The 12,767-nt window shown below is 68.1% G+C and carries 13 protein-coding genes; 5 read left to right on the plus strand and 8 right to left on the minus strand.

Features of this window, described 5'->3' with window-relative positions:
• Positions 1 to 46 precede the first annotated feature (46 nt).
• A complete protein-coding gene (locus WEA29_09375; GenBank protein MEX2323964.1) occupies positions 47 to 967 on the plus strand; it encodes a hypothetical protein in 921 nt (306 codons plus the stop codon).
• 189 nt (positions 968 to 1,156) lie between these two features.
• Here the strand turns inward: WEA29_09375 and phoU are convergent, their stop codons facing one another.
• The 5 genes from phoU to WEA29_09400 form a co-directional block, all read right to left on the minus strand.
• Positions 1,157 to 1,849, minus strand: a complete 693-nt coding sequence (gene phoU, locus WEA29_09380) for a phosphate signaling complex protein PhoU (GenBank protein MEX2323965.1) — start codon at positions 1,847 to 1,849, stop codon at positions 1,157 to 1,159.
• Positions 1,850 to 1,863: 14 nt separating this feature from the next.
• A complete protein-coding gene (gene pstB, locus WEA29_09385) occupies positions 1,864 to 2,679 on the minus strand; it encodes a phosphate ABC transporter ATP-binding protein PstB (GenBank protein MEX2323966.1) in 816 nt (271 codons plus the stop codon).
• 73 nt (positions 2,680 to 2,752) lie between these two features.
• Entirely contained in the window at positions 2,753 to 3,694 is a 942-nt protein-coding gene (pstA, locus tag WEA29_09390) for a phosphate ABC transporter permease PstA (protein MEX2323967.1), read from the minus strand.
• Positions 3,694 to 4,650: a phosphate ABC transporter permease subunit PstC gene (gene pstC / locus WEA29_09395; GenBank protein ID MEX2323968.1), complete on the minus strand. Its 957-nt coding sequence runs from the start codon at positions 4,648 to 4,650 to the stop codon at positions 3,694 to 3,696. Before pstC ends, pstA begins: the two co-directional genes overlap by 1 nt.
• Positions 4,647 to 5,600: a PstS family phosphate ABC transporter substrate-binding protein gene (locus WEA29_09400; protein MEX2323969.1), complete on the minus strand. Its 954-nt coding sequence runs from the start codon at positions 5,598 to 5,600 to the stop codon at positions 4,647 to 4,649. Before WEA29_09400 ends, pstC begins: the two co-directional genes overlap by 4 nt.
• A gap of 151 nt (positions 5,601 to 5,751) precedes the next feature.
• On the opposite strand from WEA29_09400, the gene WEA29_09405 reads away from it, so the two are divergent.
• Positions 5,752 to 6,972, plus strand: a complete 1,221-nt coding sequence (locus WEA29_09405; GenBank protein ID MEX2323970.1) for an ATP-binding protein — start codon at positions 5,752 to 5,754, stop codon at positions 6,970 to 6,972.
• Complete coding sequence (locus WEA29_09410) at positions 6,969 to 7,661, plus strand: response regulator transcription factor (protein MEX2323971.1); 693 nt, start codon at positions 6,969 to 6,971, stop codon at positions 7,659 to 7,661. The genes WEA29_09405 and WEA29_09410 overlap by 4 nt, the downstream gene beginning before the upstream one ends.
• Here the strand turns inward: WEA29_09410 and WEA29_09415 are convergent, their stop codons facing one another.
• Positions 7,662 to 8,123, minus strand: a complete 462-nt coding sequence (locus tag WEA29_09415; GenBank protein MEX2323972.1) for a redoxin domain-containing protein — start codon at positions 8,121 to 8,123, stop codon at positions 7,662 to 7,664. It lies immediately after the preceding gene.
• A gap of 113 nt (positions 8,124 to 8,236) precedes the next feature.
• Here WEA29_09415 and WEA29_09420 point away from each other — a divergent pair, with 113 nt between their 5' ends.
• Entirely contained in the window at positions 8,237 to 9,841 is a 1,605-nt protein-coding gene (locus tag WEA29_09420) for a PAS domain-containing sensor histidine kinase (GenBank protein ID MEX2323973.1), read from the plus strand.
• 93 nt (positions 9,842 to 9,934) lie between these two features.
• Here the strand turns inward: WEA29_09420 and WEA29_09425 are convergent, their stop codons facing one another.
• Positions 9,935 to 11,011: a zinc-dependent metalloprotease gene (locus WEA29_09425; protein ID MEX2323974.1), complete on the minus strand. Its 1,077-nt coding sequence runs from the start codon at positions 11,009 to 11,011 to the stop codon at positions 9,935 to 9,937.
• Complete coding sequence (locus WEA29_09430; GenBank protein MEX2323975.1) at positions 11,008 to 12,219, minus strand: trypsin-like peptidase domain-containing protein; 1,212 nt, start codon at positions 12,217 to 12,219, stop codon at positions 11,008 to 11,010. Before WEA29_09430 ends, WEA29_09425 begins: the two co-directional genes overlap by 4 nt.
• Before the next feature lie 11 nt (positions 12,220 to 12,230).
• On the opposite strand from WEA29_09430, the gene WEA29_09435 reads away from it, so the two are divergent.
• Positions 12,231 to 12,683: a molybdenum cofactor biosynthesis protein MoaE gene (locus WEA29_09435; protein MEX2323976.1), complete on the plus strand. Its 453-nt coding sequence runs from the start codon at positions 12,231 to 12,233 to the stop codon at positions 12,681 to 12,683.
• The last annotated feature ends 84 nt before the right edge of the window (positions 12,684 to 12,767 follow it).

The following is a 12,767-nucleotide window of genomic DNA, read 5'->3' on the forward strand; positions in this document are numbered from 1 at the left end:
ACCACTGGCTCCTCCCTTAGAATCGGGTCACGTCGACCGTAGGAGCGTGTCTCTCGTGGAGTGGCTGGCCGTAGCCGGTGGGGTGATCGTGGTAGCCGTCGTGATTGCGTTGGTGCGCCGCGGCAGGGGATCCGAAGACTCGGGTGCCGCGGTGGCCGGTTCCGGCGATGCCGGCGACGATCGGCTTCGCCCCGCGGTGGCCGACTTTCGGGTGGCCGACGGTGCCGCCCGCGTCTACTTCGAGGTGCCGCTGTCCGATGGCGACGACCCCGTGCTCGGCGAACTCCTGGGCCGTGAGGCCATCGAGGTGGTGCGAGAGAAGCGGCATCAGCTTCCGATCGACGACGTGACCCGGGTGGTGGCGTTCGGACGCCGCGGGACGGAGTGGGTGGAGGCGGCCCGCATCTCCCTGGACACCCCCGGGACCCTGCCGCCGCCGCTGATCCCCGAGGCTTTCGCCCACGCCCGTCGACCCGAATTGGATCTGTTCGACCGCTTCGTCGACCTGCCCGCACACGCTCCGGGCCTCGCCGACCGGGTTCGGGGTGAGGAGCTCGCCCCGCTCTCCTCCGAGTTGCGTTTCCCCGGCGTCGTCGCGGCCGGACTCCGATCCCAGGGCATCGACCCGGACAGCGCCTCGGCCGGCGACATCGTCCTCGGCGTGATGCGGGTTGCCGGCTACCAGATCTCCGAGGCGGGAGCCGCCACCTACACGGCACTTCGCGGCGGCCAGCGCACCTTCGTGCGGGTGATCGGCCATGGGGCCGGTGAGCATCCCGAACTCGGAGAGCAGGCGATCCGCACCTTCGTCGTCGACTTCGGCTCCGCCGGTGCGGAGCGCGGCCTGCTCATCACCGAGAAGTACGGACCCTTCGAGGTCTACGACCGCGAGCGTCGCGACAAGCGGGTGCGGTTCGTCACCAGAGAGCGTCTCCAGAGCTTTATCGATGCGCTCTCCGTGAGCTGAGCCACGGTCTCGTTTCCCTCCCCCGTAGGGGGAGGTGGCAGCGGCCGCAGGCCGATGACGGAGGGGGAGGCCAGACGCGTCGCGAGGCCTCCGTACGGTGCACCCTCCCCCCTCCCCTCCGGTCGCTCTGCTCCCTGCGGTTCTCCCCCCTTCGGGGGGAGAAAGGAATCCTGTGGGCTGTTGCCCGGCTCAGTCCTCATCGCGAACCGCAACCGACTCGTCCTCCGGGAATGACCCGGTGACGATGAAGGTGACGTGCTCGGCGACGTTGACGGCGTGGTCGGCGATGCGCTCCATGTACCGGCCGACGCGGGAGAGTTCGACGGCGACGTCGAATCCGAGGTCCCCCGCCACCCGGGCGATCGCGGCGTAGAAGTCACCGACGAGTTCGTCGACGACATCGTCCTCGCGGTCGAGCCGTGCTCCAGCGGCCGGGTCGAGGGTGTCGAAGGCGTCGAGGCCCTTGGTGAACAGATCGATCGATCCCCGACCCATCCGGGCGATCAGTCCGTGCAGCTCCTCGGGGAGGGTGTAGCCGTCCTGGTGGATCAACCCCTTGGCCATGTTGACCGCCAGGTCGCCGCTGCGTTCGATCTCGTAGAGGATCCGCGTCACCGACACCAGGAGGCGCAGGTCGCCGGCGACCGGCTGCTGTCGGGCCATGATCTCGAACACCCTGCGCTCCAGACCCGAGTAGAGCTCGTCGATCTCCCCGTCGGCCTCGACCACGCGGCGCGCCAGATCGACCTGGTTCTCGAGCATCGCCTCGGTGGCGCGTCGGGTGTTCTCGACCACCAGGGCACCCAGCTGCAGCGTCCCTCGTTTCACGGCTTCGAGGCTCTCGGCGTAGCGTGAGCGGGTCTCGTCGTGTTCCGGGGCCATGGTCGGGTCCTCTCTCAGCCGAACCGGCCGGTGATGTAGTCCTCGGTCGCCTTGATCTTGGGTCTGGTGAAGAGCGTCGCGGTGTCGTCGAACTCGACGAGCCGTCCGGTTCGGCTCCCTTCGTCGGTCACATCCACCGTGAAGAAGGCGGTGCGGTCGCTGACGCGGGCTGCCTGCTGCATGTTATGGGTGACGATCAGGATCGTGTAGTCACGCTTGAGCTCGAACATGAGCTCCTCGATACGGAGCGTCGCAATCGGGTCGAGGGCCGAGCACGGCTCGTCCATGAGGACCACGTCGGGGCGGGTGGCGATGGCCCGGGCGATACAGAGGCGCTGCTGCTGACCACCCGACAGGGCCATCGCCGATTCGCCGAGCTTGTCCTTCACCTCCTCCCACAGGGCTGCCTGGCGTAGGGACTCCTCCACGAGACCGTCGAGGTCGTCGTCGCCGCCGAGCACCCGGGGGCCGAAGGCGACGTTGTCGTAGATCGACTTGGGGAACGGGTTGGGCTTCTGGAACACCATGCCGATCCGCCGGCGCACCTCGACGGGATCGACCCCGGGGCCGTAGAGGTCGACCCCGTGATACTCGACCACCCCGCTCACCCGGGCGATCGGGATCAGGTCGTTCATCCGGTTGAGACAGCGCAGCACCGTCGACTTGCCGCAGCCGGACGGTCCGATCAGCGCGGTGATCTGGTTCTCCTGGAGGGCGAGGTCGACGTCGGCCACGGCCAGGAAGTCTCCGTAGTGGACCGACAGGCCCCGCACGTCGAGCATCACGGCGGCGTCGGGATTGGGCCTCGAGGCGCTGGTGGCCGTGGTCATGGTGGGCCGGTGGCCGGCGTCGATGCCCTCGGGGTCTGTCTGGTCCACGCTCGGGTCCTCCTCGTTGGTCATGTCAATGCTCCCGGTACTTGGTCTCGAAGTGGTTTCGCAGCCAGACCGCGACCGAGTTCATCGCCAGCACGAGCACCAGCATGATGATGACGCCGGCGGCGGCGAGCACCCGGAACTCCTCCTGGGGTCTCGTCGAGTAGTTGTAGATGAGAACCGGCAGAGTCGTGTACCGGCTGGTGAAGGTGGGATCGAACGTGATGAAGTTCACGGCTCCCACCAGGAGCAGCGGGGCGGCCTCCCCGATGGCCCGGGCCACGGCGAGGATCACGCCGGTGAGGATCCCGGGGAGGGCGATCGGGAGCACCTGCCGCCGCGTGGTCTGCCACTGCGTCGCACCGAGGGCCATGGCTCCGTCCGAGATCGACGATGGGACCGCCTTGATGGCCTCGCGGGCCGCCAGGATCACGGTGGGGAGTACCAGCATGGCGACGGTGATGGATCCTGCGATGGCGACGAAACCGAGCCCCAGCGGTCCTCGGGCCACGAAGGCGAGGCCGAGGATGCCGAAGACGATCGAGGGCACGCCGGCGAGGTTCTGGATGTTGAGCTCGATGAGTCGGTTCCACCAGCGGTCCTTTGAGGCGTACCGCTCCAGGTAGATGGCCGACCCGACGCCGAGGGGCACGATCAGCATGATGACTCCGCTGATGACCCAGAGGGTGCCCAGGATCGCCGGTCGGTAGCCAGCGCCGCCGGGGTTGATCGTCGATGGTCCTTCGGTGAGGAGTGTCCAGCTGAGGCGCCCTCCGCCCTCGACGAACATGAAAACGATGAGGGAGAGCAGTCCGACCAGGGCGAACGAGAGCCCGACCAGCATGATCCCGAGGAACGCCGTGCTCGTGGCCCGACCGCGTCGGGTCCGTGCGGTCAGTGCAGCCATCGTGGCCGACCGGGCGCCCTCGGCCGCCCGGCGTACCCGGCGGGGGGTGGCGGTGGGGGGCATCAGTCGTACAACTCCCGGAAGCGGCGGACGAATCGGATGGCGATCGTGTTGAGGATGAGGGTGGCGGTGAAGAGAAGGGTGCCGACGGCGAATAGCGTGTCGTAGGCGAGGGTCCCCACCGGGATGTCGCCGGTCGCCCTCCCGGCGATGTAGGCGGTCATCGTCTGGACCCCCTCGGTGAGATCGAAGGACAGCCTGGGGTTGCCGGCACCGGCGGCAATGAGCACCACCATCGTCTCGCCTACGGCCCGGGAACCGGCGAGCACGATCGCGGCGACGATGCCGGAGATCGCTGCCGGGAAGACGACCCGGAGAGACACGGCGAGCTTGCCCGAACCCAGGGCGTAGGCCCCCTCTCGCAGCGCTCGGGGTACTGCTCGCATGGCGTCGTCGGCGATCGAGGCCACGAGCGGCACGATGAGCAGCCCGACGGCGACGCCGGCCACGCCGACCGAGAAGGGGGATCGCCAGTCGCCGAGAAAGGGGAACAGGTTCTTGATCAGGGGGTGGAGGAACCAGAAGGCGAACAGGCCAATGGCCACGGTGGGGATTCCCTCGAGCACTTCGAGCGCCGGCTTGATCACGCGACGAACCTTCGGTGATGCATACTCGGACAGGTAGATCGCCGACAGCAGCCCTACCGGGATGGCCACCGTGAGGGACACGACGAGGATGATCCCGGTCCCCACCACGATGGGGAGCACGCCGAAGGAGGGCGTGGCGAACGACGGCGCCCAGGTGGTCCCGGTGAGGAACTCACCGATCGGCACCTGGCCGAGGAACGAGATGGTCGGCCCGATCATCGAGAGCACGATGCCCATCGTGATCACGACCGACAGGGCCGCACACAGGAAGAGGAGACCCCTGATCACGGTCTCCCCGTACCGGGACCCGGAGGGAACCAGGGGCCGGCGTGTTCCCACGCCGGCCCCTGGTTCGTCGCTGCCTCTGGTCATCCGCCGACGAGGTTAGCGACGCGCTGCCGGGCCTCTTCCTGCTGCTCGGGAGTCATCGGCACGAACTCGGCGAGTTCGGCGATGTGCAGGGCGTTCTCCACGTAGAACTCGGCGAAGGCGAGCACCTCCGGCCGGGCGAGCGCCGAATTGCTGAAGTAGACGAACAGCGGGCGTCCGAGCGGCTGATACGTCCCGTTGCGTACGTTCTCCGGGGTCGGCTCGACGCACCCGTTGCCGCCGTCTATGGCCAGACCCTTCACATCCGCCAGGACCTCCTGGTAGTAGGAGAAGGGGATATAGCCGGTGGCGCCGCGGTCGGTCTGGATGGCCCGCACTGCGGCGAGGTCGTCCTCGCCGATGTCGTTGTAGTCGGTCCGGATCTGACCGACCTCCCCCATGATCGACTCCGTGAAGAAGTCGAACGTGCCCGAGTCGGTGCCAGGCCCGTACGGGCGGAGGGGTTCGTTGGCCCACTCGTCGGGCAGGTCGAGACCGTCGACCTCTCCCCAGATGTTGACCGTGGACCCGAAGTCCCAGATCTGGCGGACCTGCTCGACGGTCAGGCACTCGATAGGCAGGTCGTTGTTGACCAGGATCGTGAGAGCGTCGTTGGCGAACTGAACGAAGTCGTACTCGATGTCGTTCGAGGTGCACAGTTCCATCTCGCTCTCGGAGATCTGCCGCGACGAGTCGTTGCCGTCCGTCTCACCGATACAGAACTTCTGGAACCCGCCTCCGGTGCCCGAGATGGCCACCGTGACGCGAACGTCCGGGTTCTCCTCCATGAACAGCTCGGCGGCGACTTCCGTGAGCGGTCCGACGGTCGATGATCCGTCGATGAGGACGTCTCCGCTGAGTCCGTCGCCATCTCCGGAGCGCCCACCACAGGCCGCCGCGGTGAGGAGCACTGCCAGTGTGACGGCACTCAGCCGCCTCGATGATCGTGTCATGGGTTCCTTCCTCATTTCGTGATGCTCATGCATGTGTCGCCGGGGACGCTACGGAGCGGCGGTGAAGCCGACGGGACGGGTGCGTGACGCCGGCGTGAACTCTTGATCTCCTGCTGCTGTGTGGACGCGGGCTGCTCCTATGCTCGGCGTCGTGGACACCGGCACCGTGATCGCCGTGGTGGTCGCCGCGACGACGTCGATCGTGGTGGTCCTCCTCTGGATCACCCACCGCCGGAGCGCCGCGGCCGTCGATGACGCCCTGCGGCGGGTCAGCGGTTCCGTGCCGCGCAAGCGGCGTGCCAGCGCCCTGGCGTCCGCCTTGGACGCCTTGGAACGCTCCACCGCGTCGGCACAGCGCGAGCGCGGTCGGCTCGCCGGAGCGGTACATCTGGCGCCGCTAGGCATCCTCATCACCGACGACAGCGGGGGCGTCATCAGCGCCAACCCCGCGGCGGAGCGGTTCCTCGGGTCGAGGCTGGGCGAGGCCGTCGCCGAAGTTCGCGTCCGTCAGGCAGTGGAGAAGGCGGTCGTCACCCGGCGCGCCGTCGAGGTCGAGGTCGAGCTGTACACGCCGGTTCGCAGCATCATCGAGGTGACGGCCGTTCCCCTCGACTTCGGCGTGGAGAGCATCGGCGCGGTCGCCTTCATCGTCGACGTCACCGAGGAGCGACGGGTGCTCGCCATGCGGCGTGACTTCATCGCCAACGTCAGCCATGAGCTCAAGACCCCGCTGGCGGCCCTCGCCGTCCTCGCCGAGACCCTCGCCGCCGGGGTGGGGGATCCGGTCACCGCCACGGCACTGGCCGGCCGGGTCGAGGCCGAGGCGCATCGTCTTGCCGAGCTCGTCGACGACATCCTGGACCTGTCCCAGGCCGAGGCGGCCGAGGTTCGGCATCGACCGGTGCCGATCGCCGCCGTGATGGGCGAGATCGAGACCCAGTTCGCCGACCTGGCAGCCGATCGCGGGGTGTCTCTCGTCGTCGATCCCGTCCCCGAGGAGGCGCTGGTGAGCGGCGATCGGCGTCAGCTGCGAGCCATGGTCGCCAACCTGGTCGACAACGCCATCAAGTACTCGGCGACCGGCGGGAGTCGGGAGGCGGAGGTGCGTGTTCATGTTGTCGTCGATCGTGGCCGGGTTCGGATCGCGGTGACCGACGAGGGGATCGGAGTCTCCGAGGCCCATCTCGACCGCATCTTCGAGCGCTTCTACCGGGTGGACCGGGCGCGCAGCCGGCAGACCGGTGGCACGGGCCTCGGCCTCTCCATCGTGCGGCACATCGCCCGGACTCACCGCGGAGATGTCACGGTGATCAGCACCGAGGGTGTCGGGTCCACGTTCACCGTGGACCTGCCGCGGTGGGAGGGCGAATGACTCGCGTCCTCATCATCGAGGACGAGCCGTCCTTCGTCGACGCCCTGACCGTAGCGCTCGACCGTGAAGGGTTCGAGGTGTCGGCCGCCTCCGACGGGAAGGTCGGGCTCCAGGCGTTTCGTCGTGACCCGGTCGACATCGTGCTCCTCGACCTGATGCTTCCCGGCATGTCCGGACTCGACGTGTTGCGGGGGATCCGTAGCACTTCGGCCGTTCCGGTGATCGTCGTCAGCGCCAAGGATGCTGAGGCCGATGTCGTCACTGCCCTCGAGATCGGGGCCGACGATTACGTGACCAAGCCCTACTCGGTGCGGGAACTGATCGCCCGGATCCGAGCGGCATCGCGACGGGCGACGCCACAGGCCGACGACTCGGTCTGCACCGTCGGGACCGCCACACTCGACCTGGGAGCGATGCGTCTCACCGTCGGGGACCGAGGCGACGACCTCCCCAAGAAGGAATTTGAGGTCCTGGCGATGCTGATGCGCCAGGTGGGACGGGTGGTGTCCAGGGAGGACCTCCTCGACGAGATCTGGGGATACGCCTGGCTGTCCGAGACCCGCACCCTCGACCAGCACATCCGCCGATTGCGTCGCCGCCTGGAAGTGGATCCGGGAGCCCCCCGCATCGAGACGGTGCGCGGCGTTGGCTACCGGCTCACGGCTCCGCCGGTAACCGGTAACGGGTAACTAGGAGAGGCGCCCCAGCGCCTCCACGTAGGCGTCGAACTCGCGGGCATTGGCGCGGCTGTCGGTGGCGATGATGTCACGCACGATCCCCCCCTCATCGAGCACGAACGTGCTCCGGTTTGCGGCTCCCACCGCCTCGTCGAACGTCCCGTAGGCAGCGGTGACCGCCCCGTGGGGCCAGAAGTCCGACAGCACCGGGAAACCGAAGCCGTTCTGGTCCGACCAGGCCTTGTTCGCTGGCAGGGTGTCGGTGGTGATGGCGACCACGTTGGCGTCGAGGTCGTCGAGCTCGGACAGGCGATCCCTGATCGCACAGAGCTCCCCCTCACAGGTCCCGGTGAACGGGAAGGGGATGAACACGACCAGCGTCTTGCGGCCCGTGAGATCGTCGAGGCTCACGAGCTCGCGGTCGACGTTTCGCAGGGAGAACGGAGGTGCCGGCTGGCCGATCTCGACGGTCATGGAGAGGTCCCTTCAGACGCTTGGAACAGCATCGTATCGGTCCGGTGGGAGTCTCCGACCTCTCAGGAGCCGATCGCCTCAAGAGCCGACCGCCCGAGTCCGATAGGAAAGTGATGAGCGAAACGATCGTGCTGTCGCCGCGCCCGGTGGCGACCGACATCCCGACCCTGATCCGTCTGCGCCGCCGGACCATGGCGGCCCTGACGGTCGTGCTCGTCGTCGTCATCCTGGTGATCTGCGTCGTCGCCGCCGTGTCGGCGACACCCCGGCTCTTCGTATGGGCGGCCGTCGGGATCGCCACTGCCATTCTGCTCGTGGTTCAGATCAGGGCGGGCTCCGACGACCTTCGCCCGGTCGCCGTGCTCCATGCGGCAGCGGCTCCTTTCATCGTCGCGCTGGCACCCTCCGGGTCGATACCGGGGGTGCTCACCGCTCTCGTCATGTCCGCGGTCCTGGTGTTCTCCATCTCGGCTCGGACCCGCCTCACCGGCATCACCGGTGCGGCGGTACTCGCCACCTACGGCTTCGTGGCGTACACCCGGACGAGCGGCCCTGGCGGCCTCGTCGGCGCTGCCGCTCTCGTCGGTGCCGCCGCCGTGGCGTGGAGGGTGCTCGACGGCCTGGTGGGGGAGCTCCGGGAGGGGGAGGACTCGTATCGGCACCTGTTCGACCGGGTTCCGGTCGGCTTGTACCGGACGGCACTGAGCGGTGAGATTCTCGACGCCAACCATGCCCTCGGCCAGATCCTGGGCTACTCCCGCCACGAGGTGATCGGCGTCAATGCGCGAGATTTGCTCGAGGATCCCGAGGACCTCGGGCGTCTCCGATCGAAGCTCGGCGGTGATGTCGACCAGTTGACCACCGACGTGCGGTTCCGCAGAGCCGACGGAGAGCTCATCTGGATCCGGGACCGTACTCGGTTGGTCCTCGATCAGGATGGCCAGATTCTCTGTTTCGAGGGAGAGTTGCAGGACGTCACCGAGGAGCGGCGGCACCTCGAGGAGCTCGAGTCGCTGGTGAAGTCCAAGTCGGAGTTGATCGGCGCGGTGAGCCACGAGATCCGCACGCCGCTGACCGCAGTCGTCGAGTTCCTCGATCTGGTGCTCGACGGGTCGAGGCGTCTCGATCCCGAGCACGGGGAACTGCTGGCGATGGCCTCGGAGCAGGCCTATGACGTCGCCGGGATCGTCGAGGACCTGTTGACCGCCGCTCGCATCGACAACCGCGAACTCGTCGTCCACATGGAGTCCGTCGACGTGCGCGCCGCCATCGACGCAGCCGTCAGGTCGCTGGGTGTAGCCGGCTCCGATGACTTCAGCGTCGACGTCGGGTCAGGGCTCGCGGTGATGGCTGACGGGGGACGCGTCCGCCAGATCGTGCGGAACCTGGCGGTGAATGCGACCCGGTACGGCGTGCCACCGATCCGGGTCTCGGCCCAGGCGACACCGGACGGCGTCGAGATCGTCGTCGCCGACCGGGGGACGGCCATTCCGACCGCCGTGGCCGATCGGATCTTCGAAGCCTTCTACTCGGGTGCGCCTGGATCGAGCCAGCCCGGCTCGATCGGTCTCGGTCTGTCGGTGTCACGACGCCTTGCCCGGCTCCTGGGGGGCGCTCTGGATCACCGTCGAGTCGACGGAGAAACCCAGTTCGTCCTCAGCCTTCAGGCGGCCTCCCAGCACGACTACGCCACGAGCACTGCAGCAGCAGCCAAATAGCTACCGGCTACCGGCTACCGGCTAACAGCTACCAGCTACCGGCTACCGGCTACCAGTCAGACTCCGGTTGACGGTTGACGGTTGACGGCCAGCTCAAAGAAGCACTCTCGCTGCCCAGCCGGTGGGGTCGTCGAGTTCGGTGTCGGTCGGGAGCATGTCCGGACCCTCCCAGAGGCGATCCAGGGCGTCGTCGCCCCAGCGGCGGGCGACGTCATTGCAGAAGGTGGTGCCCCTCGACGGTACACCCGGGTCGAGGCTCACGCCGAGGAAGCCGTGGGCGAGCCCCTCCTGTCCTCGAGCCTCGGACCGGCGAGCGTCGAGCGCCACCTCGATCCGGTCCAGGTCGGGCAGGTAGGCGGCTCCGACCCGCCGGACGATCGCCGCTCCACATCCTTCGATCACGGAGTAGAAGGCGGTCAGCCTTTGGTGCGACTCGCCGAACTCGGTGGGCTGATCGAAGATCTGCGGGGTGTCACCGCCATCGAGGATCCTCTGGATCGCATCGGGATCTTGGAGGAGTCGCAGCCGTTCCTGGAGCGCCTCGTCATCGATGTCCGTGCTCGCCGCGTGGGCATCGCCGAGCATCTCCAGGTGCTCGTGGGTCCAGGGGACCTCGAGGATCGCCTGGTGTGCCACTTCGCGCAGCGCCGCCCACATGGTCACCTGCTGCCGGTCGAGGTCGTGGCCGTCGGCGAGTTCGGTGAGGTTGTCGGGCACGAAAGTGGGGGCGCGCGCTGCGCTCTCGATGATCCCCCGGTCGAAGCTCGCGCAGACTCGTCGGCTCACGAGGCCGCTGAGCGCACCCACCTGCATGCCGACTAGCGACGGTGCCAGCGGCTGCAGCATCGCACCCAGCTCCCCTCCGGCGGCCCCCATGCGCTCGGCGATCGGAGCCGCCAGGTAGGTGAGGCCCTCGCTGGTCGAGCCTGCCCAGGAGCGGCGATCGAGGATGGACGGTGGTGACGGAAGTGCCGTCGCATCCAGCGGGGTACCGGCGGCAACGAGCCGCTGAGCCGTTGGCACGAGATCCAGTAGCTGATCTGCTGCCCACGGATCGATGGGCGCGGCCGGCCCGGCGACGCTCTCGGCGATCTCCCGGGCGAGGCGCCAGTTGACCGGCCCGGGGGATCGGAACAGGTCGGCGAGCCGGTCGAAGAGGTTGTCGGTCACACGCCCTCCGGTCGCTGGCGGAGGGTGATGTCGAAGGTGAGGCGTTCGCCGGATCGGTCGACGACGAGCTGGACGACATCATCCACCCGGCGAAGCCGCATACGGACGACCAGGTCCTCCATCGTCGTCAGCTCGAAGCCGTCGACGGCCACGATCACGTCGCCAGTGGCGACCCCGGCATCGGCGGCCGCGGTGTCCGCGATCACCTCCTCGACGAGCACCCCGGCAGGGCGGCTGGAACCGTCATCCGACTCCGGATAGTGGGTGCTGCCGGAGACTCCGAGGAAGGCATGGGTGACCACCCCGTCCTCGATCAGGTCGGCGACGATGCGCTCCACGATCTCGATGGGGATGACGAACCCGACACCCTCCTGCCCGTAGTCGCTCACTCCGACGCCGGTGGTGATGCCGATGAGGAGTCCCCGTCCGTCGACGAGGGCGCCGCCGCTCGACCCACGGGTGAATGGCGCATCGGTCTGGAGGAGGCCGAAGTGATCCCTACCGCTGATGGTGACACTGCGATTCAACGCCGAGACGACGCCGGCGGTCACCGATGGGCCACCCCCGATGAGCTGCGGGTTCCCCACCGTGTAGGCCGAATCCCCGACGGAGATGTCCTCGGTGCTGCCTGTGGCGAGTGGCACCAGTCCGGGACGGTCGACGGTGACGACGGCCAGATCGGTCAGGTCGTCGCTGCCGACCAGTGTCGCCGGGACGATCGTCCCGTCGCTGAAGGTGATCTGGATGGCGGCGGCATCGGCGATGACGTGGTGGTTGGTGACGATGTGGCGATCGTCGAAGATCACACCCGAGCCGCCGCCCTGTCCGACGAATCCGTCGTCGGTGGCCGTACCGACCTGCACGACGACGATGGACGGGATGACGGCGCGAGCGACGTCGGCGAGGCTCGGGTCTGCCGGCAGTGTCGAGGTGGTAGTGGCCGGGGGCAGGGTGGTGGTGACGGTGGTGGCGACCGCTTCCACCCGGTCGGTCGCCCATCGGGTCGTCACCGCTCCGACGATCGAGCCGAAGAGCGCGGCCATGGCGACCACCAGCACGAGCGCAGCCGAGACTCGCCGCGATCGGGGCTCTCTTCGCGGGGTCGCCGCCGGTAGCGGGGGCCAAGCGATCGGCTGGGACGGCGCCGGCTCCGCGGGATCGAACGTCGGGTCGGTGCCAGCGTCGGCTGGCCCGGTAGTGTCGGCCATGAGGCGATTGTATGGACCCAGAATCCCTACGCCGACCCGGCGACCTGGTGGTCGTCTCGGCCGACCCCATCGACCCGACGGCCCTCGTCGCCCGGGTCGTTGTACCCGCCGCGGGCGCCGTGGTGCTGTTCCTGGGCACGGTGCGGGACCACTCTGCGGATCGCCGGGGGGTCGTCGCCCTCGAATACGAGGCGTACACGGGCGTGGTGGAGGAGTCGATCTCATCGGTCGTCGGCGAAGCCCGTGACCGCTGGCCGCTGTTGGTGGTCGCCGTGGCTCACCGCACCGGGCGACTCGCGGTGGGGGAGGCCTCGGTCGGCGTCGCCGTGTCGGCTGCTCATCGTCCCGAAGCCTTCGACGCCGCCCGCTACCTCATCGACGAGTTGAAGCAGCGCGCCCCGATCTGGAAGAAGGAGATCTGGGAAGAAGGCGAAGAGTGGGTTTCAGGAGCTGGTAGCTCATAGCTCATGGCTCATGGCCAGAGAAGCATCGGTTGACGGGTAACGGGTAACGGGTAACCGGCAACGGGTGACGCCGCTGCCCCGGCA

This window comes from Acidimicrobiia bacterium, assembly GCA_040902765.1.
GTDB lineage: Bacteria > Actinomycetota > Acidimicrobiia > Spongiisociales > UBA11373 > DATKBG01.

Coding starts and splice junctions, on each gene's coding strand:
- phoU (MEX2323965.1), bottom strand. CDS start 1,849: ATGGCCCCGGAACACGACGAGACCCGCTCACGCTACGCCGAGAGCCTC.
- pstB (MEX2323966.1), bottom strand. CDS start 2,679: ATGACCACGGCCACCAGCGCCTCGAGGCCCAATCCCGACGCCGCCGTG.
- pstA (MEX2323967.1), bottom strand. CDS start 3,694: ATGCCCCCCACCGCCACCCCCCGCCGGGTACGCCGGGCGGCCGAGGGC.
- pstC (MEX2323968.1), bottom strand. CDS start 4,650: ATGACCAGAGGCAGCGACGAACCAGGGGCCGGCGTGGGAACACGCCGG.
- WEA29_09400 (MEX2323969.1), bottom strand. CDS start 5,600: ATGACACGATCATCGAGGCGGCTGAGTGCCGTCACACTGGCAGTGCTC.
- WEA29_09410 (MEX2323971.1), top strand. CDS start 6,969: ATGACTCGCGTCCTCATCATCGAGGACGAGCCGTCCTTCGTCGACGCC.
- WEA29_09415 (MEX2323972.1), bottom strand. CDS start 8,123: ATGACCGTCGAGATCGGCCAGCCGGCACCTCCGTTCTCCCTGCGAAAC.
- WEA29_09420 (MEX2323973.1), top strand. CDS start 8,237: ATGAGCGAAACGATCGTGCTGTCGCCGCGCCCGGTGGCGACCGACATC.
- WEA29_09430 (MEX2323975.1), bottom strand. CDS start 12,219: ATGGCCGACACTACCGGGCCAGCCGACGCTGGCACCGACCCGACGTTC.
- WEA29_09435 (MEX2323976.1), top strand. CDS start 12,231: ATGGACCCAGAATCCCTACGCCGACCCGGCGACCTGGTGGTCGTCTCG.